We start from the raw sequence: 22,102 nt of genomic DNA, 5'->3' as shown, positions 1-22,102 counted from the left end.
ACCCTTGAGACGTGGTCATGTCGTTCGCCCCCACAGGCTGTGGTAGTCCGCGCAACGATCCACGATTCGCAACAACCGCAACAACGCCATGCCCAATTTCGCTGATGTCAAAAGTCTCCTCGATGTGCTGCATGACCCGCTCGCAGTCAGGCTGCGAGCACGCTGGAAGTCGTTCAACCCGTTTCGCGTCCTCAAGGTAGAGAAGCGCGAGCTGCGTCATACAACGACATTGGCCTGGCTGCTCGATCCCCGAGAGAATCACGGTCTGGGTGACCATTTTCTGCGTGGGTTTCTGAAAAGTGTGTGCGAAGCGGCGAGCGATCACACCACGCTACTGCGCTATGAAACGGACAGCAACGCCATCGTCCGCGTGCACGCCGAGCTGCAGATGCAGCAGGTGCAACGCGACCGCATCATTCCCGACTTCGACGAGGATCGATATTCAGACGTGCCCGTGAATGCAGCCCTCGAGCGCGGCAAGCGCCGCATCGACCTGCTCGTGGAGGGACAAGGCTGGGCCGTCGCGATTGAAGCGAAGATCGGGGCCAGCGAAGGTGAGGGACAGCTCGACGCCTATCGCACGCCGCTACGACTGTGGGCGCAACAAACCGACCGAGAGCTGCTGCTCATCTACCTGACGATCGACGAGCAAGACAGCAGAGGCGATGACTGGATCAATGCGCAATGGAGCAAGTCGGTTGCGCAGCCTCTGCGCACGGTGCTCGCTGCCTCGGGGGAATCGGGGCAACTGGGCGACCAGCAGCACGCATTCCTGGCAAGCTACCTCGACATTCTGAGCGACGTCGCCGACGACGCCGATGGCTTCGTCAACTGCGAGCTCTCCGAGCTCGCCAGCCACCACACCACGGCGCTGCGCTGCCTGAAGGAAGCCATCAAGGCGTCGGACCACAATGCACCGCATCCGGCAAACTGGATTGTGCTCTATGAGCGCAACAAGCGCTTGCTGGACCCGCTGCTGGAGTATGTTGACCTGGGCTTCGAGGCGCGGGCAAAGATGATCATTGACGCGCTCAGGACACTCGGCCTCACTAGGGTCAAGGGCGACAACTCGTACGTGCGCTTCATCGTCACGGACTGGGTGCAGCGCTTTCCTCGCATTTACGACGCGTCGGACCGGCAGTTGCCGCGTGTGCTATACGAAATTCGCAACGACTCGAAGCAGCCGCACAAGATCTTCGTCGCCCTGCAGATCTGGTTGCTCGACGACACCGTGTACACGGAAGAGGTGTATCTCGAGGACCGCGTTTCGATAGTGCGGGAAATTCAGGCGGATGACCGCGTCAGCGACTTCCCTCGCCTCTTCGCGCGGGGCAAGCCCAAGCAGCAGTTGAACCAGAAGGTGCAAGCGCTCGTGAGCACGAGCATCGCATGCAACATCGAAGCTCCCGACGCGATGTACTTCGTCGACAAGCTGAATGAGTTTGTCTCCAGAACGTCGAAGCAGATCGAGGAATACCTCGAGCGCTTCAGAGAAGGGAACGAACGTACCGCGGCCTGACAGGCCATCTGCAGCGCGCTGAGCTGTACGCGAGGTCAGCGCGTGAATATCCGAACAGTGAGGAAAGCCGTCATGGCCCGCAACACACTGGTGGTGCATGACCATCTCGCCGCGCGCGGGCAGCCTCGTAGCGGCGCGCCGTCAACAGCGTGGCTTGCACCATCGAACACCTGGCGGCTCGGCTCGCCAGCGGCTTTACTCGGCCGATCGACGTCGCGAGCCTGCGCAGCGCGCAGAGAGAAGCGCTGAGCGCGACAGAGGAACGAGTGGAGAAACGGCTGTTCGAAGTTCTGGTGACGCGTTTTCGGGAAGCTGCAAACTCTGTCCGAACTGGCAGACGCAAGCTGCGAACCCATCGACCTCTAGTCGAGGCTAACCTTTTTGCGTTGGGTCGACACCTTGATACGGCGCGAAGCTCGGACGTCGCGCAAAACCTCCATCGGTGGGGAGCGGCGACATGAGAGGTGCTGCTCTAGCTTGTTGGCTACGGCCAAGGTGTCAGCTCCAGTCCGGCTTGACAGATGCGCCCTGCGCGTGCTCCAATGCGCACACATTTTGAATTGGGTCGACGCCCAAGCCAACCTGCCTTCCCGGGCAAGGTGGATCGCGAAAGCGGATGTGGCTCCTGAACGAGCAAGCAAACGGGTAACGCGTCGACCCTCCTTGAACGGAGGGTTTTTTGTTTTCTGACTCAGACATTCCTCGCGAAACGATCCAGGCCTATCTGGAAACGTACTATTGCGTTCACGGCGACACGCCCACGATATTAAAGGTTGGCGAAACCAACCCGACCCTGGCAACGCTGCACGAAGCTCGCGACACCGAATGCAGTGCATTCATCACCGCCTGCAATCCCTTCAGCCAGAATTCTAGTGACGAGTTCAATGCTGCCAGACAACAGGCGCTAGCGGGCGAGCTGAAGCAGCTCGGCCTGAGCTTTGTCGAAGGCATCGGTCAGCACCCATCGAACAATTGGCCTGGCGAAGCGAGCTTCCTTGTATTGGGACTCCCACTTGAGGCTGCAAAGACGCTCGGTACGCGATGCGGTCAGAACGCCATCGTCTGGTCCGGCACCGACGCTACGCCTCAGCTTGTCCTGTTGCGATGAATCGTTGTTGATTTGATTCGGCTGGTTCGCCGCCCTATACGGGAAAGAACCGGGGGGATTTGATCCGGATTGCCGCCCCCGACGATTTGTCGAACGCGGCTAAACAGGAGATTACGATGTCAATTCGAAATGGGCTTTTTTCCTCGGAATCCGTTTCCGAGGGCCATCCCGACAAGCTTGCCGACGCGATTTCCGATCGCATCCTCGATGCGTTCCTCGCAAGAGATCGTCACGCACGCGTTGCCTGCGAAACACTTCTCGCGGATCAGTGCGTGATCGTCGCGGGAGAATTTAAGACGAGACGCATCGAAGATTTCCATGCTGTGCGTGAATGCGCGGCGTCCCTCGTGCGCCAGGTACTTCGCGAAACCGGCTACACCAATGCCAATACTGGCATCGCGCCCGATCAATGCGAGGTCCAGATCCGCTTCAATGGCCAATCGCAGGATATTAACCAGGGCGTCGATCGTGCCGATGGCGTTCTGGGCGCCGGTGATCAGGGATTGATGTTCGGTTACGCCACCGATGAGACACCGGAACTCATGCCTGCACCCATCGTCTATGCGCATCGACTGGTACGCCGGCAGGCTGAACTCAGAAAGAGTGGCGCGCTGCCGTGGCTGCAACCGGATGCGAAATCGCAGGTCACGTTTAGTTATGTCGATGGTCGACCGACGGCCGTCGAAGCCGTCGTGCTTTCGACCCAGCACGATGACGGCATTGAACTCGACGCATTGCGTGAAGCCATCCAAAGACATCTCATCGACGCAGTCATTCCTGAGGATCTCCGCTCTACGTCCTTCCGCACGCTGATTAACCCTACCGGACGTTTTGTTACAGGCGGGCCTAAGGGTGATGCCGGGCTGACGGGTCGTAAGATCATCGTCGACACTTACGGCGGCGCTGCCCCACATGGCGGAGGTGCTTTCTCGGGCAAGGATCCATCCAAGGTGGATCGGTCGGCCGCTTACATGGCTCGCTTTCTTGCCAAACAGGTCGTGGCACGCGGCTGGGCCAGACGGGCTCTGGTGCAACTGGCTTATGCGATCGGTGTCGCTGAACCCGTGAGCTTCGTCGTCGAGATGTTCGGAACTGAAACTGGGCGCCCGCGAAATGTCGCCGCCGATCTCGCGCGCGAGTTCGATCTGCGCCCGCAAGGGATTATCGACACACTCGATCTGTTGCGCCCGATCTACTACCCGACCGCCGCTTATGGGCATTTTGGCCGCGATGATCTCAACCTGCCTTGGGAAGTCGTGCAATGACGCAGATTGCCACACTCACTTAAACATCAATAACGCAATGGATACGTCGGTACAGCCGCACGTGATCCATCGTCTTACAGTCGGGGAGAGCGAACTTGTCAATCGGGAATGACTTTACTGCACTGAAACAGCACGGCGAATTCAACGCCGAACTTGGAGGTCTAGTTGGGTTGCTGGTCGGCGATGCCGTCGGCGTCAGTTATGAGTTTCGTCCGCCGGAGCGGCTTCCCTCGCGCGATCAGATAGAAATGGTCACGCCCGCCGAATTCAGGCGCTCACATGCAGGCGTGCCTGCTGGCACGTGGTCCGACGACGGCGCTCAGGCACTCTGTCTGCTCGCCAGCCTGCTTGAATGCGGGAAACTTTCGCTGACTGATTTTGCCGGCCGGCTTGTGCGGTGGTTGAATCATGGCTACATGGCCGTTGACGGTGACGTGTTCGACGTCGGCATTCAGACGGGCGAAGCGTTGCGCAACATAGGCGACGGAGTGTCGCCGCGCGAATCGGGCGGTGCGTCCGAAATGGACAATGGCAATGGCTCGCTGATGCGGGTTTTGCCTTTGGCTGTCTGGCATACCGGAACCGATGAGGCGCTGGTCAAGGATGCTCATCTTCAATCGCTACCGACCCATGCCCATCCCCGTTCGCTGGTCGCGTGTGCGTTTTACTGTCTTCTGGCGAGGGGCTATCTGCGAAAGCTTGGCGACCCGTGGTCGCGGGCCGATCAGCGTCTGGAAGCAATCTATGAAGCGTGGCCGCGCCAAGAGGAGAAAACGTTGTTTCTGTCCGAGTTGAACGTGCTGCGAAGCTTTCCGAAGACCGATCGGCCGCGTGGGACAGGGTACGTCATCGACACCCTCTGGTCTGCAAAGCAGGCATTGGAAGAAGGCTCATTCGAGGACGTTGTCCGGACCGCCATCCTGTTTGGTCACGACACGGACACCACCGCCGCTGTGGCAGGCGGCCTCGCTGGCATCCGGTTTGGTTTCGAGGGAATTCCGCAGCGCTGGTTGACGCCGTTGCGCGGGTTTGCGCTCGTAGCGCCGTTGATTTCGTCGCTGGTGGCACGAACAATGGAAGTAAATGGTAACCGCGAGTAAAGCGTGCTGGAGATTAGATATGATCAAGTCACTGGAGCAGATCAGGCGGGAACTGGAGCAAATGCCCCAGCCGCAACTTAACGAAGCATCTCTCGAGCGAATCTATGAAGAGACGCGGAGTTGCAACGTCGGGTTCATCACGGCCCACCGGTCCGACTATAGCGCCGAGGAAAATCTGCATAGAAGCCGGCAACTTCAATCCGACATTCGATCGCGCGGCTTCGGTTTCCGCTATATCGATGGGTACTTCATTGAGAACAGCGGCACACCAGGCGTCAAGAAGGTCATCGAACGCGCGTACCTAGTGATCGGCATAAAGGGCGACGATGGCGGCAATCTGACAGGCTTCTTAATTGAGCATGGCGCGAAGTACGATCAGGATTGCATTGTGTACAAGGCCCATGATGACGCAAGCGTCGACCTGATCGGTACGACACACCGTGCGGACGTAGAACCCGCATTCGGCGAGAAAGTTTCTCTTGGCGGGTTCCATCCCGGACGCGTTGGCGAGTACCATGCAGCGCTGCGTCGCCAGAACGCGCTTGTGCTTGAATCCGGCGGACTGGTCGAGATGATTGGACAAGGGTTCTTCGGTGGCTACGCGAGATCTTTGCGCGCGAATGTCATCTATCGGTCCCAATTTGAGGGCTGTGATGGCGAAAGTGCGCGCTAATCAATGAGAGCACGCTAATAGCACCATCTTAAAGGTACATCTAAATCAACCCGAAGGGCGTCGCGAGTGCGTATCGCCGCACTTGGATAATTTGCGTATATACCTTCAGCTAGGTTTTTCCCGCTGATTAACTACTTGCGAGCAATTGTGACTACAACCCGGGTAGGGCCAGATGCTACGGTGGCCTGCGATCCGTTGACTTTGACGTGGCCGACTGCGAATGCTGATCAACCCCTGCAATTCCACCAGACCGATTGGTAAAAAAACTTTACTGTATAGACATTTACAGTCAAGCATCACTCGGATAGAATCGGGGTCGAATCTTTGTCACGTATTGCGGATGCTCAACCTCAAACACGAAGTCCTTCTACGCCTCCGAGCCATCGAGTTGATTGCTTTCTGGGAGGGGCGTCTCGTAACCACCCAATTGATGGAGTGGTTCGGCATCACCCGCCAGCAGGCCTCTTCTGACATCAATCGCTATAAGACAGAGTTCAACGAAGGGGCGCTCACCCATAGCTCAGCGCTAAAAGGCTATGTCCCTGCGCCAGGCTTCCGTCCTGTGTTCACAGTCGGGCATGTCAATGAGTATCTGGAGATGCTCGCCAGCCAAGGCAGTCAGCCGATGGCCCAAGTATTGGAGTTCCATCCAGTGGTCGCAACGGTTCAGCTGCCAGACCGGGCCGTCCAACCGGAGGTGGTGCGCGAGGTAGTTAAGGCATGCCGTGCAGGTAGCAGCCTCAAGATTCTGTATTCCTCAATGAGCACTCCGGCGCTCCACGAGCGTGTCATCTCTCCGCACAACTTGGTTTACACCGGTTTCCGCTGGTATGTACGAGCTTGGTGCCACAAACGGCAGTCCTACCGTGACTTTTTACTATCGCGCATCGCCCGTCCCCCAAAACCCTGCGACGACAATGCGCCCTCTGCAGATAACGATAGCCTTTGGCACGAACAGATTACCCTGACGCTCATTCCTAATCTACTGATCAACGATGCACAGAAAGGGCTCGTCGAGAGGGATTTTGCCATGTCAGAGGGCCGCCTACAGCTCACCGTACGCAAGGCATTGGCACACTACACCCTACAGCGTTATCAGGCGGCGATCACCGAGGCTGAGGCTACTCGTGTGAGTGAGCATCCGCTGCAGCTGCAGCCAGCCGATCGCAGCAAGCTTGAGCCTCACCTTTTCGGCGGAGGTGGAGACTGATGCAGCGCTTCAGTTATGACTCTGACCTGATCGGCGGCTCGCTGCAGGTACGTGAATCACGCATCGTGGCAAACCTGCTGCTGCAGGACGCCAGCACAGACCAGTGGCAAGAGGTGATACAACGGCAGAACTTACTGCAGAAGCGCACCCCTGCGTCGGCCAAGCGCGTAGCCCAAGCCGTGCGCAAGCGTCTGGAACGGCTAGACGCTTCCTTCTGGCGAGCAATTCGTGATGGTGACGATCAACTTGCTACACAAGTGGTGTTCTGTTCCGCCCTAGAGCGTAACCTGCTCCTTATCGAGTTCATCGAAACTGTAGTGCGGGATGCTTTTGTTACGCGCGCTGGAGTGCTTGAGCCCTACCACTGGAATGAGTTCCTGGATGAGCGCAGCCATCGCGACCCCGCTATCAGCACCTGGACAGAGTCCAGCTGCAAGAAGATGGCGCAAGTCATCTATCGCATGCTGGCCGAGGTCGGTTTGTTGGAAAGCACCCGCAACATGAAACTGCAAAACCTGATGATTCGGTCAGAGGTTCGCGCGTTGCTCGACGACAGCTACCGATATCGCCTAAAAGCCTGTTTGGAAGTATCCAGCGCCACTGGACAGTAGGCGTGCAATAAGGAGTGTCCGCATGAATCAGCAACTGCAGGATCGGCTCAACCAGATCCCAGAAAAGATCCTCACCGAGGAATTCTTGAAGGGCCAAGGCCTGGGCAACGAGCTAGGTTTCTGGATTTTTGACTATGCGCCCGAAGATGAGCTGCAGGTACGCGAATACCTGTGTTTCCTGCAGAGCTTTCTAGCCAAGAAGCACAGGCAGCTCAAAGTAGCGCACATCAACCTACTCCACGCTATGCGTGATTATCTGGATCAACGCAGCTTCACGGATAAAGCCATTCAGATGCAGCGGGCCAAGGGCGATCAAGCATTGCTCAAGGCGCTGTCTGGGCCGCTGCATATGGACAAGTTTGCTCCTTTTTTGATGGAGCACAGCGGCGCCAGCCTGCACGATGTGGTGCTTATTAACGGTGTGGGTTCCGTTTGGCCCGTTCTGCGTGCCCATAATCTGCTTAACAAACTGCACGCGTTGCTCGGTCACAAGCCATTAGTTCTTTTCTACCCCGGTCATTACTCGGGGCAGTCACTCGCCTTGTTCAATCGAATTCCCAGCAACAACTACTACCGTGCCTTCAGCCTGGTTCCCTGATCAATAGGACGATTGACGTGAGCATTAAAGATATTTTCTTCAAGGAACTCGACCGCCCAATCAACGGGGTGGTCAAGGCGGATCAGTCGGATGACGCAACCGTACACCAGGAGCTAGATGAGTACGTCGTCACCAACGAACTGGAAAAGCATTTCCGCAGCTTCTTCGAGTCCTACAGTACTGACTTGAGCGATCCGTCCATCGCCAACCGCGTCGGCGTATGGATCAGCGGCTTCTTCGGTTCGGGTAAGTCGCACTTCCTTAAGACGTTGTCCTACTTATTGGCCAATATTGACGCACGAGACGGGCAGGGCAAAGTTCGAAAGGCTGTTTCCTTCTTTGATGCCAACAAGCTGCGCGATGCCATGATCCGTGCCGACATCGACAAGGCCGTTGCCAACAGCGCCGATGTCATCTTGTTCAACATCGACAGCAAGGCCAGCTCCAACGATGCTGGCAATCCAATCCTCAACGTATTCCTGCGTGTATTCAACGAGCATCAAGGCTTCAGTGGCGATCACCCGCACATCGCGCATATGGAGCGTCACCTGACCCAGCGCGGTGTCTACAAACGATTTGAGCAAGCCTTCAATGAATCCACTGGGATGAACTGGGCTGAGGAGCGTGATGGCTATCAGTTCTATCAGGATGATATCGAACATGCGGTAGCCGCAGCGCTCGACTTGTCGACTGAGGCGGCACACAAGTGGTTTGAAGATTCTGAGCAGACCTTCAGCGTTTCGGTCGAAAATTTCTGCAACTGGGTGCGGGAATATCTCGACAGTAGGCCAGCCGAGCACCGCGTGCTGTTCTTGGTGGACGAAGTCGGTCAGTTCATCGGTAGTGACACCCGCCTGATGCTGACCTTGCAGACGATTACCGAAAACCTCGGTACCATCTGCAAGGGTCGCGCCTGGATCATTGTCACTTCGCAGGCCGACATGGATGCCGTCCTGGGCGAACTGTCCGCTTCCAAGGCCAACGACTTCTCCAAGATCGCCGGGCGTTTCAAGACGCGTCTGTCGCTATCCAGCTCCAACACAGACGAAGTCATCCAGAAGCGCCTGTTGCGCAAAACACCGGCGGCCGAAGCAGAGCTGCGCGCCTTGTGGTCGCAGAAAGGCGACATCCTTCGTAACCAGATCACCTTCGACCGTTCCGGCCCGACCCTGAAAAACTTCGACGGCCCGGAAAACTTCATCAGCAACTACCCCTTTGCCCCATACCACTTCCAGCTGGTGCAAAAGGTCTTCGAAGAAATCCGCAAGGTCGGTGCCACCGGGGCGCACCTGGCCTACGGCGAGCGCTCGATGCTTGATGCCTTCCAGATGGCGGCCATGGCCATTGCGGATAAACCGCTCGGCGCGCTGATTCCCATGCACAGCTTCTACCGCGCAGTCGAAGGTTTCCTCGATACAGCAGTCAAGCGCACTATTGATCAAGCGGCCGAAAGCAGTGTCCTTGATGCCTTCGATGTACAGATCCTACGCACTCTGTTCATGATCCGCTATGTCGACCTGATCAAGGGCACCCTAGATAACCTTGTCACCCTCTCCATCGAACAGGTCGACGAAGACAAACTGGCTCTACGTCGCAGTATCGAAGAAACCCTCCAGCGCCTTGAAAAGGAAAGTCTGATCACTCGCAACGGCGATGAGTTTGTATTCCTCACCAACGAGGAACGCGACATCACGCGAAAGATCAAAGCCACAGATATCGCGGGCTCAGAAGAAAACAAGGCACTCTCAGACTTGGTCTACAAGGACCTGCTCAAGGACAAGAACAAGTTCCGCTACAGCGCCAACAAGACCGACTACAGCATCGGCCGTTACCTCGACGGTCACAGCCTGGAAGGCCGTTATGAGCATGACCTCCGTGTCGAAGTCATCTCGCCACTGGATCTCGACTACGCCCTCTACGGAGAGGCTGGCTGCGTGAACAAAAGCAGCGAGGCTCCTGTCGGCATGGCACTGTTCAAATTGCCTGACAGTAAGGACTTCTTCACAGAGCTGCGCACTTGGCTGAAAACCAACAAGTTCATCCGTCTTAACGACGACGGCAGCCAGCCCGAGCTGAGCAAGATCCTCGCTGAGCGTGGCCGTGAAAACCAGGAACGCAAGAAACGCCTACGCCTCATGCTTGAAGAGTTGGCTGAGCGTGCAGAGGTCTATGCCCAGGGGCAGCACCTGAAGCTAAACAGCAGCAACATCGTCAGCAAGTACGATGAGGCCTGCCAGTATCTCCTCGAAAACACCTTTACCAAACTGGGCTACCTGCGTGTGCTGCAACAGGAGCCGGAGCGTGAGCTTCACGCCATTCTGCACACCAATGATATCGGTCAGCTCGGCCTCACGCTGAATGGGGAAGAGGGTAACCCCCAGGCTATCAAGGAGGTTGAGCAGTTCATTTCGTTGCGCGCTTCCGGCAACGAACGCTTATTAGTTGCCGACATCGTCGAGCGCTTCAGCAAGCGCCCCTATGGTTGGCCCGATGGCGAAATTCTCCTGATCCTCGGTCGCCTGGCTGCAGCCGGTCGTGTCTCGTTTCACGCAGCTGGTCCCAGCATGCCGCTGTCGGAAGCCTGCGAGTATCTGACCAATAGTCGCCGTCGTCGCGAAATCTCGGTGCAGAAGAAGCGCCAGACCGACGAAATACTGCTCAAGCAAGCACGCAATCTCACCCAGGAGTTGTTCAACGCTCTTGGTCCTGCAGGCGAGAAGGAGTTGTTCGAGTACTACAGCGGGAAATTTGGCAGTTGGTGTTCCAACTTGGAAAAATACAAAGCAACAGTCAATGCAGGGCGCTTCCCAGGCAAAGATGCCATCGAGCAAGCTCTACTCAGCTTGCAGCGTCTGCTGAGCAACACCGATAGCGTCGATTTCTTTAAGGCAGTGGTCGACAACAAAAATGACTATCTGGATCTCGAAGAGGATTACCGCGCTCTGCACGAGTTCTTCACCAACCAGCTACACACTTGGCAGCACCTGCAGCAGGCCTTGCGCCGTTTTGAGAAAAACAAACAAGCGCTTGATAAGGACGAGAAGTCGCACCGAGCCCTGACCGAGCTGAAATCGATTGAGCAGAAGTCTTCGCCGTATGGCCAATTGCATCAGGTCGCTTCACTGGTTGAAACGGTAGAAGCCATTAACGCCGCAATCCTGGCCGAAAAGCGTCAGCATGCTCTGGCACGTATCGATGAGAAAATTGCACAGCTTCAGGCTGAAATTGCCAAGAGCGGTATCGAAACCCCCGAGCTGAGTAACCGTCTGCTGCGCCCACTGCAGCTGGTCAAGGCGGATCTGGAGACGGAAACGAGCATCGCCAATATCTACATGCTGCAAACCCAGACCGCGGACGAGCGTCTGCATGACGGTGTATTCGATTTGGAACGCGCCACTCAAGCCGAAGCCGAACGTCAGCAGAAGCTTCAGCAGGAGCAGACTAAGACGTTGCAGGCGGCCAGTTCGGCGACCGATGTTAAGGAGGGCCGAGCACCTGCGCCGGTGCCCGCGCCCAAACCGATAGCGCCGCCCAAGCCAGTGGTCGAAGTCGCTGCCACCAGCGTGTTCAATCAACTGGGCAACGGCTTGTATCTGGAAAGCCAGAATGACATCGATCGCTTTATTGGCGCCCTCAAGGTCGAGCTGGAAAGCGCCATCAAGCAAGACAAGCGCATTCGTATTCGCTGACCTAGCGCGACCTGAGGGAGGCCACCTTCAGGCCGCAGCAAAACGTCAATGCCAGTTAAAAGAGAACTAGAGAAAGCTCAGATGAACACCAACAATATAAAAAGCTACGCCCCCAAGGCGCGCATCGCCTTTATCGTCGCCATGACTAAGCGCGCAGCGCTGTTCGGCATTCGCGAGTCGAGCATCCCCGGCATGGGCGTCGAGCCGCTGGAGCAGAAAGGCGATCTGGCTTTGATCGGAGACCGGCCTTTCCCTGCCAGCATCATTCGCCCCCGCGAGGCCCTGGTGAAAAAAGTTGAGCAGATGGGCTTTGCCCAAGTGATGGAGCAGGCCGCCTATAGCTGGTTCAACCGCTTGTGCGCCATCCGCTTTATGGAGCTCAAGGACTACCTCGACCACGGCTTGAGGGTGCTCAGTCATCCCGAGCAGCAAGGTAGCTTCCAAATTCTCGATGATTGCCTGGATATCGATCTGCCGGGCCTAGATAAGCAGCGCATTGCCGAGCTGAAACTCGACGGTAACAAAGACGAAGAACTCTACCGCGAACTGCTTCTGGCCCAGTGTCACGCGCTACATCAGGCCATGCCATTTCTCTTCGAGGCGGTAGATGACGCCACCGAGTTGTTGCTGCCGGACAATCTAACCAAGACCGACTCGCTGATCCGCGAGCTGGTCAACACCATTCCCGAAGATGACTGGGCCAATATCGAGATCATCGGCTGGCTCTACCAGTTCTACATTTCGGAGAAGAAGGACCAGGTCATTGGCAAGGTGGTCAAGTCGGAAGACATACCGGCAGCCACCCAGCTGTTCACACCCAACTGGATCGTCAAGTACATGGTGCAGAACTCGCTGGGTGCACAGTGGCTGGCGACCTATCCCGACTCGCCGCTCAAGGCGCAGATGGAGTACTACATCGAGCCAGCCGAACAGACCGTCAAGGTCAAGGCGCAGCTTGCGGCAATAACGCCCAGCCAGCTCAACCCCGAGGCGCTGACCCTCATCGATCCGGCCAGTGGATCCGGACACATCCTGGTTGAGGCCTACGACCTATTCCGGGCCATCTACTTGGAGCGCGGCTACCGGCAGCGAGATGCGGCGCAGCTGATCCTTGAGAAAAACGTCTTCGGCCTCGACATCGACGTTCGGGCGGCACAGCTGACCGGATTCGCGCTGATGATGAAGGGGCGAGCGGACGACCGGCGGCTGTTCGAGCGCAAGGTGAAGCTCAATGTTATGGCGTTGATGGACAGCGCGGGGTTTGATCCCGAGGTGTTGGCTAGCGGCGTAACGCTGGCGGACTACGGACTGCAACTGGACGATCTCACAGAGCTGAAGCGGCTGTTCGAACACGCCACGACCTTCGGTTCGTTGATTCAGGTACCGGAAGAGTTGGCTAAGAAGATTCCGGGGCTGAAGCTGCTGAGTGAGGCGACTAGTCAGGACCTGTTTGTGGCGGATGAGCTCAAGCGTTTGGGGGCGTTGGTGCAGCAAGCCCAGCTCTTGGGGGCGAAGTATGACGCGGTGGTCGCAAATCCGCCGTACATGGGAAGTACTGGCATGAACGCTAGCGTCAAGGAGTTCGTCAAGGACTGGTATATCGATGCTCGTAGCGATCTCTTCGCTTGCTTCATTCAGAGAGGCTGCATTCTCGCAAGCACGACAGGCCGTACCGCAATGGTCACGATGGATAGCTGGATGTTCTTATCGTCATTTACTGAGTTGAGAGAGTCTCTGCTAAGAGAACACCACACTGAGAGCCTCGTCCACGTAGGCTGGAACTGTTTTCCTGAAGTTCACACTTACCATCGTGGGGTGGCATTCGTCTTGAGGAACGATGCCCTGGAGCTAGCCGGCAATTATCAAAACCTAAGCGATGTACCGGCGACCGTAAACAAGAACGAGTTGTTTCTTGCTCGACGCCGGGCCAAGGAGGCGATATATCGAAAGACTACAACCGAATTTGAGGATATCCCAGGGAGCCCGCTTGCCTACTGGATAAGCGATGCTATGCGTGCGGTGTTCCGAGATTGCAAGTCACTCGGTGAAGTTGCCGAAGCGGCGGTTGGCCTGCAAACGGGTGATAACGGACGATTCCTTCGGTTCTGGTTCGAAGTCTCGGATTTGAACATCGCGCGAGGGTGCGGTGATCGAACGGAAGCGATTGCGTCTCAGAAACGCTGGTTCCCATCGAATAAAGGTGGCGAATTCCGAAAGTGGTACGGCAATCATGAGTTCGTACTGGACTGGCAAGACGACGGGAGGGAACTTAGAAACTTCGTGCCGAAGTCTGTGATTCGAAACCCGCATTACTATTTTCATGAATCAGTTAGTTGGTCGGATGTGACATCAGGATTGTCTTCGTTCCGCGTGTTCCCCCAGGGGTTTATTCATGATGCTGTTGGGCACTCTGCTTTCGGAGGAGATGAGGATTGGAAGTTGCGTTTGGTGGCCTACTGCAATACCAAGTTCTTTGGGCTGGCGGCTGATCTTATCAATCCGACAATCCACTTTCACATTGGCTACTTCAACAAGCTGCCGTTCGCGGTTTACGGGGATGAACACCACCTACGTGCGCTAGGCGACGCCTGTGTTTCAGCGAGCAAGGTTGACTGGAATGCCTACGAGCGCTCCTGGGATTTCCAATCCCTCCCAATCCTGACGGCATCCTCCGAGCTCGCGCCCACCCTCGAATCCAGCTACAACAGTTGGATCAGCGAGAATCGAGACACTATCGCCGAAATGAAGCGCCTCGAAGAGGAGAACAACCGCCTCTTCATCGACGCCTACAACTTGGTGGGCGAGGTCACCCCCGACGTCCCCATCGAGCAGATCACTCTCACAGTTAACCCGGCCTACCGCTACGGCGGCAAGCTTAGCGAAGCCGAGCTGTGGACGCGCTTTCGCGAGGACACCTGCGCGGAGCTGGTCTCCTACGCCGTCGGCTGCATGCTCGGCCGCTACAGCCTCGACGAACCCGGGCTGATCTACGCCCACGGCGGCAACCACGGCTTCGACCCCAGCCGCTACACTATCTATCCAGCCGATGCCGACGGCATCCTGCCGCTCACGGACAAAGAATGGTTTGCTGATGATGCGGCCAATCGCCTGATCGAATTTGTCTCAGTTGCCTGGGACAAGACTCATCTTGAAGCCAATCTGCGCTTCCTCACCGACAACCTTTCGCCGAAGAAGACCGAGTCGAGCCGCGAAACGCTGCGCCGTTATCTCTGCGAGAACTTCTTCAAGGATCACCTGCGATCCTACAAAAAGCGCCCGATCTACTGGCTCTTCAGCAGCGGCAAGCAGAAGGCCTTCCAGTGCTTGGTGTATCTGCATCGTTACAACGAAGGCACACTGGCGCGTATGCGTACCGAGTACGTCATTCCACTGACTGCCAAGCTCAATACATACGCCAACAAGCTTGAGCGGGACATAGACGCCAGTACCAGCACCGCCGAGAAAAAGGCCTTAGAAAAACAACTCGCCAGCCTACACAGCCAACAGGCCGAAATCGCCACCTTCGACGAAAAACTCCGCCACTATGCCGATCAGCGCATCAGCTTGGATCTGGATGACGGCGTGAAGATCAACTACGGGAAATTTGGTGACCTGCTGGCTGAGGTGAACGCGATTAGGGGCGAGAAGTCGAGCGACTAAACGTCTGCGGGTACGATTATGAGAATTCTTTGCGACACGGATGCTGAAAGCCGGAACGTCGTTTCGCTAGAGGTAGCGCAGGCGCACGATTCCTGGACCCCAAACTCTGGTGCGTGTGTACTGCTGCAAGATAAGCCGTGAATGACAAAGGCTGACAGAATGAACACCAAACAACTGACTCAAGGCCTGAAGCAGGCTTTTTTTGCGGAAAACCACCGCATCGTGTTCTGGTACGACCCGGAACAGAGCTTTGTCGATGCGCTGCCCGAACTTGATCTGCCTGATGTTCAGGTACTGAATATGCCGGGCGAGTCCACCTTTGGCCTCAAGCTGAAATTGGAGCTGGATGACACCGAGGGCAAGTACCTGCTGTATTTCCCCAGCGCCGAGCCGGACGCCGAGGATGACTGGCTGTTGGACGTAAAGCTTTACTCGCGCTGCTTCTACGCCGACAAAGTTTCACTGATTTTCAACGAGTTGGGCCTCCAGCAGCAGAGTTTGCGCGAGTATCTGGCTGGCCGTGAGCGCTTCCTCGGCAACAAAAATCGCTTGGCCAGCCTGAAACGATTGATCCAGCCAAGCGACAGTGAACAGGCGTTGGATTTGGCGATGATTGCCGTGGTGTTGGGGGCCAACGCCAGCGACATCATGGAGCTGCTCTGCACCATGGCCGTGGCAGTGGTAAGTGATGACCTGGGCTTGGAGCAGAATCACCCAGTTATTGATGAGCTGTACAAATTCGACCTGATGCCAGCGTTGCTCCAGGCGCTGCGGGATGAGGTCGGCTATCCGGCAAGCGTCGAGGAAATCAATGGCGAAAAACCGTTCAGTCTCGGACATTTCCTGGTTCGGCTGCTGGCGACCGGTTTCTGCGAAAGCATCGGCGACATCCCGAGTTGGGCGTCTGCTATTGCTATTCCGTCTGCCAATGCCCGGACGACTTCTAGGGCGCTCCTTTCACGCTGGCGGGATAGCTCGCGCTACTACAAGGCTTACGACGAAATCTCCAGCTGGGTCGCCGAGGCTCTACATATCGGGCAGAAGATTGGTGGCGTTCCGTTGGAAACGCTGGTCAATGTATCTACCTTCGAGGCCGTCGAGCGGCAGATTATCGTCGATCTTAGTAAGGCCATCCCGGAGTCAGATCCACACGATCTAGGCCTGTTTTCTAAGATTATTTCCGAACGCTTGGATAACTACTGGGCCTCACGTCACAAGGACGACGAGGTCCGCCGCAAGTACCGCCTGCTCTACGCTGCACTGTCAGCCGCGATTGATTTGTTCAGCCTGCGTCAGCAGCATGCCGGTGGATTCCATTTCGCCAATACCGAAGCGATCTACAAGGCCTATGAAAGCGAGTTGTATCACTTTGATAGTGCTTACCGCCACTATTTTGCGGCTTCCCGGCGCGCTAACGTAGAGCTGCTGAAGAAGCTTGATGAAGCCGCCGAGCAATGTTATGCCTACTGGTACCTCGACCAACTGGCACGAAGCTGGGGCGATAATGTAGAGGCCGAGCAACGGCTGGAGCACTGGAGGATCGCGGGGGTCCCCAACCAGCAGAACTTCTTCGATCATTGGGTACAGCCGCAATTTGAGAAGAATCGGAGTAAGCGCCTAGTGGTTATCATCAGTGACGCTTTCCGCTATGAGGCCGCGGTTGAACTGCGTGACCGCATCAATGAGAAACGCTACAGCGAGGCAACCCTCGCTAGTCAGCTTGGCGTGCTGCCCAGCTACACCACATTGGGCATGGCCTCGCTACTACCCCACAACACCTTGGAGTATAGGGAAAGTGCAGTTGATACGGTGTTCGTAGATGGACAATCCACCGCCGGCACAACGCAACGTGACAGGATCCTCGCTCAGTACAATGGCATGGCAGTGACAGCCGACCAGGTGAAAGCTTGGTCACGAGATGAAGGCCGAGAAGCACTGAAAGATCAGCAACTGGTTTACGTCTATCACAACGTCATCGATGACCGTAGTGACAGTGGCGGCCCTTCCGAATCGGACACGTTCCACCATGTGGAGGTGGCCATTGAGGAACTGACGGAGCTGACTCGAAAGATCCTCATGCACTTCAACACAAGCACTGTGCTGATTACCGCCGACCATGGTTTCTTGTTCCAGCAGAGCAAGCTGGAAATCGCTGACCGCACCTCGCTCGTGGAAAAACCCGAGAACGCGATCAAGAGCAAGAAACGCTACGTCGTCGGGCATACGCTGCCCCCAGCTAAAGATGTCTGGCAGGGATCCACCAGGCAGACAGCAGGTACAACCTCGGATACACGATTCTGGATTCCAAAGGGCGCTAACCGTTTCCACTTTGTTGGCGGTGCGCGGTTTGTACATGGCGGCGCCATGCCCCAGGAGATTGTTGTACCGGTGCTGACGGTCAACCAACTGCGCGGCGAGAAGGCCGAGAGACGCACCAAGCGCAAGGTGGGAGTGATTTCACCGAAGTCAGTGCTGAAGATGGTGACTAATATCCAGCGCTTCGATTTGATCCAGACAGAGCCGGTAAGTGATCAGGTGCTTCCAATCACCGTGGCGGTCGCCATTTTCGAGGGCGAGCAGCTGGTATCTAGTGAGGAGGTCGTGACCTTCGCTAGTGCCACTGACTCCATGATCGAGCGTATGAAGCAAGTACGACTGTCTTTGCTCGGCGGTGACTTCGACCGCAAGAAGGACTACTTCCTGGTCGTCCGCGACAAGGATTTGCATACAGAGTTGGAGCGCTATAAGGTCACCATCGACTTGGCCTTCACCGACGATTTTTTTTGAGAGCATGAGACGCAATGGACATCTATCCGGACAAAGACTTGGATCAGCTTCTCAATGAACACTTTGCCGGACGTGTGGTGCGAAAAGACTTGACCAAGCTGATCAAGGAGGGCGCTAACGTTCCCGTCTATGTACTCGAATACCTGTTGGGTATGTACTGCGCATCGGACGACACCGATGTCATTGAACAGGGCCTCAAGAACGTCAAGACCATTCTGGCCGAAAACTATGTGCGCCCTGACGAGGCCGAGAAGGTCAAATCTCTTGTGCGCGAACGCGGTACCTACAAGGTGATTGATCGGGTGACCGTACGACTCAACGAACGCAAGGATCGTTACGAGGCCTCGTTCAGCAACTTGGGCATAAAGGATGCTGAGATTTCTGCCGGCATCGTCAAGGAGTACGAGAAGCTGCTGGTCGGCGGCATCTGGGTAATTGCCACCTTGAGTTACTACCACGAGGAAGGCCAGAGCGGTTCCCCCTTCGGCGTTACGCTGCTCAAGCCGATTCAGATGCCGAATATGAACATGCAGGAACTTTTCTCGGCTCGTTCTGCCCTGACCGCTGGGCAATGGCGTGAGACCTTGATTCGCTCTATCGGCATGGAACCCTCCACTTTGGATGAGTCTGTGCAATGGCACTTGCTGGCTCGCATGGTTCCCTTTGTAGAGAACAACTACAACGTTTGCGAGTTAGGGCCGCGTGGTACCGGCAAGAGCCACATCTACAAGGAGTGCTCGCCCAACAGCATGCTGGTGTCCGGTGGGCAGACAACGGTGGCTAACCTCTTCTACAACATGAGCAGCCGGCGCATCGGCCTAGTCGGTCTTTGGGATGTCGTTGCCTTCGATGAGGTAGCTGGCATTAACTTCAAGGACAAGGATGGCGTCCAGATCATGAAGGACTTCATGGCCTCCGGATCTTTTGGCCGGGGGCGCGAGCAGATGGAAGCCTCCGCCTCTATGGTCTTCGTCGGTAACATCAATCAGAGCGTCGAGTCGCTCGTGAAGACCAGCCACCTGTTGGCTCCGTTCCCAGAGCAGATGATTGACTCGGCCTTCTTTGACCGCTTCCATGCCTACATCCCGGGCTGGGAGATTCCGAAGATGCGCCCGGAGTACTTCACCAATAGGTACGGACTGATCGTCGACTACCTAGCAGAGTTTTTTCGCGAAATGCGCAAGCGTAGCTTCGCAGATGCCATCGACAAGTACTTCAAGCTTGGCAACAATCTCAACCAGCGCGACGTGATCGCCGTACGGAAGACAGTTTCTGGACTTCTCAAGCTGCTCTACCCCCATGACCAGTTCGTCAAGGAAGATGTACGACAGTGTCTTGCGTACGCCCTACAGGCGCGTCGTCGGGTCAAGGAGCAGTTGAAAAAAATTGGTGGTATGGAGTTTTACGATGTGCATTTCAGCTACATCGATAACGAAACTCTGGAGGAGCACTTCGTAACGGTGAAAGAACAGGGAGGCGGGACGCTGATCCCAGAAGGCCAGAGCAAGCCAGGTTTCATTCACACCATTGGCTTGAGCGGTAAAGGTATGCCTGGGCTCTACCGACTTGAGCTACAGGTCACCAAAGGTACCGGGAAGCTCGCGACATCTGGCCTCTGGAATTCCAGCATTGCCAAAGAGCAAGTGAAGATTGCCTTTGATTACTTCAAGGCAAATGCCTCACGTATTAGCGCATCGGCCAGAGTTCTGGAGCACGATTTTCACCTACATGTAGTGGAGTTGCAAAACACCGGGCCGCTGACTCACATGGCGCTCGCTAGTTTGGTGGCTTTCGCCTCGGGCTTGGTTGGTCGCCCAGCGCAGGGGCAGATGGTCGTACTTGGGGATATGAGTCTGGGTGGCAACATTACTCCCGTGGAAAGCATCGCTGAATGTCTGCAGGTAGCCTTCGACGCAGGTGGCAAGCGGGTAGCTCTGCCCATGAGTAGCGCGGTGGATTTACCGACGATCCCCCCGGAATTGTTCACCAAGTTCCAGACGAGCTTCTACGCAGACCCCGTGGATGCGGTTATTAAGGCATTAGGCGTGGATTGAGACCGGTATTCCTAGACCCTTTGCGGGCGCGCCCGCATGGCGAAGCGGATCGAGCGGAGGTCTTGGGCTAACAACTCCAGCCTTCGCGCCTCGTAAGTACGTCTGGGAGCACAATGGAGGAGTCGACTCGAGGGCGCCGACACTTTGCATGCCGTCCCTAACCCGGCGCTAGTCCAATGATTTCCGCTTCCCTGCAACGACAAATCCGGCTTGCGCATATATTCCTCGCCCGCGGCGCATTCGGCTCGATAAACGCCCGCCGCGGCTCGACGTCATCACCCATATGCGTCGTAAAAAATTTGCACCCGAAGTCGGCCGGCGCGCTCCGCACCGCGCCCGCTGCATCGTCATCAGCTGAATCCAGATCCCCAATAAGTGCCGGATAACCTTGGCTTCAAATTCCTGAGCCGCTGCCGTGCACGAAAAGCGTCTTCATTCGATCCATCTGCGAACTGGCCGCAGTTATGCGGCTCATCTTAGCAGCGGGACACATGCTCCTCGAGCGCACTTTTTACAAAGCCTATGCCGACTCATCTATGCCGACTCATTCTACCCATCGAAACAACGCTGCATGGAGCATTGCCATTTCGATTCCGCCCTTCCCTAGCGATTCTTTAGCGACCGAAGGCACACGCCGATGCGTAGCCATCCATACGCAAAAATAACTCGACAAGTAGATGGCGCCCAAAACCGGCGGTAGCCTATCCTGCCATCACTCAATTTTCATGTTGTTTTCCGCGTCGAGTGTCACTTCTGTGGACGCAATGTGCACACGACATGCGAATCGGAAATGCACGCCAGTGAAATCGCATTGCGTCGTGCAGCTACCGAAGCGGTACGAACAGGTGACCGATGTGCGGCTGAAAGAATGCTCCGTAGCGTGTCAGATGCCGCGGCATATGCAAGGACTGTTAACGCGAGATGATCAGCGGTGCAACCGATGATCACCTCGTGTAAGACAGGGATGTTTGTCGGTTCGATCTACTGCTGGATGCCGTGAGTGCTTGTGCGGGTCGGGAGACTGTGCATGATGACATGCATGGCAACGGCGGGGCAAGCCAGCCACGCATCGAGTTCTTGCGCAATTGAATTCGGATCTGTTCACGATATCTTTCAATGCGAATCGACATTCACGAGGCGCTTCGTGCTGTGGTTGCCTACGTGCGTGAACGGCAAGCATCTTCGAATACGTATGCACCGCCGGGAATCTGGCGAACAGAATAAAAAAATATTTTCTAATCCGTGATGATCCTCTGCATTCCAGAGTATTCCGTCAGAACCGATAGCAGCGTGTATGGGGTGTTGACGGCACGAAAACGTCTGCGCAAGATGCATTCAATGGGTTGTATTGGAGCATGTCATGCCGGTTGTCAGAAGTTACACGCGAGGGCAGTGGGAGGCCCTTGGGCGCAGGCTGGATGAGCTGCCAGAGAAGGCAAGAGAGAATCAATCGCTCAAGGTCGGCGACGGCGTCAAGACCATACGAGCGCAGATCAGTGCAGCACGTGAAAAAGGTTACACGCTGATCGAACTGATTGACCAGGCGACGCAGGAAGGTATCGATGTGAGTGTCAACTCGCTGAGATATGCGATGCGCCGGGCGGAACAAAAGGCGCGAGTGCGACAGGATCGCAAGGAAGCAGTGCGAAGTCGATATGTAGCGCCCACACAGAACAGGACATCGGCACAGGCCAGTGCCGGGCGCGATAATGCGCTGCGCACTGGATCGCAGCGGAAAGAGGATAAAAGAGCAACCGGGTCGGGGCAACAGGCACAGGGCTTTCTCGGATTTCCGGTCAGCCCGGATACCGAGAACTTGTAGAGGTGT

The 22,102-nt window shown here is 56.2% G+C and carries 13 protein-coding genes and 1 riboswitch; all 13 genes read left to right on the top strand.

The window, feature by feature from the left end; all coding sequences use genetic code 11:
• Window positions 1–88 precede the first annotated feature (88 nt).
• The 13 genes from P3T17_RS11915 (at window position 89) to P3T17_RS11855 (ending at window position 22,096) form a co-directional block, all read left to right on the top strand.
• Complete coding sequence (locus tag P3T17_RS11915; RefSeq protein WP_429406831.1) at window positions 89–1,519, top strand: PD-(D/E)XK nuclease family protein; 1,431 nt, start codon at window positions 89–91, stop codon at window positions 1,517–1,519.
• Between the two features lie 545 nt (window positions 1,520–2,064).
• Window positions 2,065–2,170: riboswitch (SAM-I-IV-variant riboswitch) on the top strand.
• Between the two features lie 28 nt (window positions 2,171–2,198).
• Window positions 2,199–2,627, top strand: coding sequence for a DUF3293 domain-containing protein (locus P3T17_RS11910; RefSeq protein ID WP_429406829.1), 429 nt, complete (start codon window positions 2,199–2,201; stop codon window positions 2,625–2,627).
• Window positions 2,628–2,743: 116 nt separating this feature from the next.
• A complete protein-coding gene (metK, locus tag P3T17_RS11905) occupies window positions 2,744–3,892 on the top strand; it encodes a methionine adenosyltransferase (protein ID WP_429406827.1) in 1,149 nt (382 codons plus the stop codon).
• 95 nt (window positions 3,893–3,987) lie between these two features.
• Entirely contained in the window at window positions 3,988–4,992 is a 1,005-nt protein-coding gene (locus tag P3T17_RS11900) for an ADP-ribosylglycohydrolase family protein (RefSeq protein ID WP_429406826.1), read from the top strand.
• A 19-nt stretch (window positions 4,993–5,011) separates the two neighbouring features.
• Entirely contained in the window at window positions 5,012–5,665 is a 654-nt protein-coding gene (locus tag P3T17_RS11895) for a hypothetical protein (RefSeq protein WP_429406824.1), read from the top strand.
• Window positions 5,666–6,005: 340 nt separating this feature from the next.
• Window positions 6,006–6,875: a helix-turn-helix transcriptional regulator gene (locus P3T17_RS11890; protein WP_429406822.1), complete on the top strand. Its 870-nt coding sequence runs from the start codon at window positions 6,006–6,008 to the stop codon at window positions 6,873–6,875.
• Window positions 6,875–7,486, top strand: coding sequence for a DUF1819 family protein (locus P3T17_RS11885; RefSeq protein WP_429406821.1), 612 nt, complete (start codon window positions 6,875–6,877; stop codon window positions 7,484–7,486). Before P3T17_RS11890 ends, P3T17_RS11885 begins: the two co-directional genes overlap by 1 nt.
• A 22-nt stretch (window positions 7,487–7,508) precedes the next feature.
• Window positions 7,509–8,084, top strand: coding sequence for a DUF1788 domain-containing protein (locus P3T17_RS11880; RefSeq protein ID WP_429406819.1), 576 nt, complete (start codon window positions 7,509–7,511; stop codon window positions 8,082–8,084).
• Window positions 8,085–8,101: 17 nt separating this feature from the next.
• A complete protein-coding gene (brxC, locus tag P3T17_RS11875; protein ID WP_429406817.1) occupies window positions 8,102–11,773 on the top strand; it encodes a BREX system P-loop protein BrxC in 3,672 nt (1,223 codons plus the stop codon).
• Between the two features lie 81 nt (window positions 11,774–11,854).
• Window positions 11,855–15,433, top strand: a complete 3,579-nt coding sequence (pglX, locus tag P3T17_RS11870) for a BREX-1 system adenine-specific DNA-methyltransferase PglX (RefSeq protein WP_429406816.1) — start codon at window positions 11,855–11,857, stop codon at window positions 15,431–15,433.
• Between the two features lie 159 nt (window positions 15,434–15,592).
• Window positions 15,593–18,220 carry a BREX-1 system phosphatase PglZ type A gene (pglZ, locus tag P3T17_RS11865; RefSeq protein ID WP_429406815.1) on the top strand — a complete coding sequence of 876 codons (2,628 nt, stop codon included), beginning with the start codon at window positions 15,593–15,595 and terminating at the stop codon, window positions 18,218–18,220.
• A gap of 14 nt (window positions 18,221–18,234) precedes the next feature.
• Complete coding sequence (gene brxL / locus P3T17_RS11860; protein WP_429406813.1) at window positions 18,235–20,274, top strand: protease Lon-related BREX system protein BrxL; 2,040 nt, start codon at window positions 18,235–18,237, stop codon at window positions 20,272–20,274.
• Between the two features lie 1,360 nt (window positions 20,275–21,634).
• A complete protein-coding gene (locus P3T17_RS11855) occupies window positions 21,635–22,096 on the top strand; it encodes a hypothetical protein (protein WP_429406812.1) in 462 nt (153 codons plus the stop codon).
• Window positions 22,097–22,102: the final 6 nt, after the last annotated feature.

Origin of the sequence: Paraburkholderia sp. GAS82 (assembly GCF_050436285.1) — a bacterium.
Classification (GTDB): Bacteria; Pseudomonadota; Gammaproteobacteria; order Burkholderiales; family Burkholderiaceae; genus Paraburkholderia; species Paraburkholderia phenazinium_B.
Note: the sequence above shows the minus strand (reverse complement) of the source record. Positions and strands in the feature narration are given on the sequence as shown.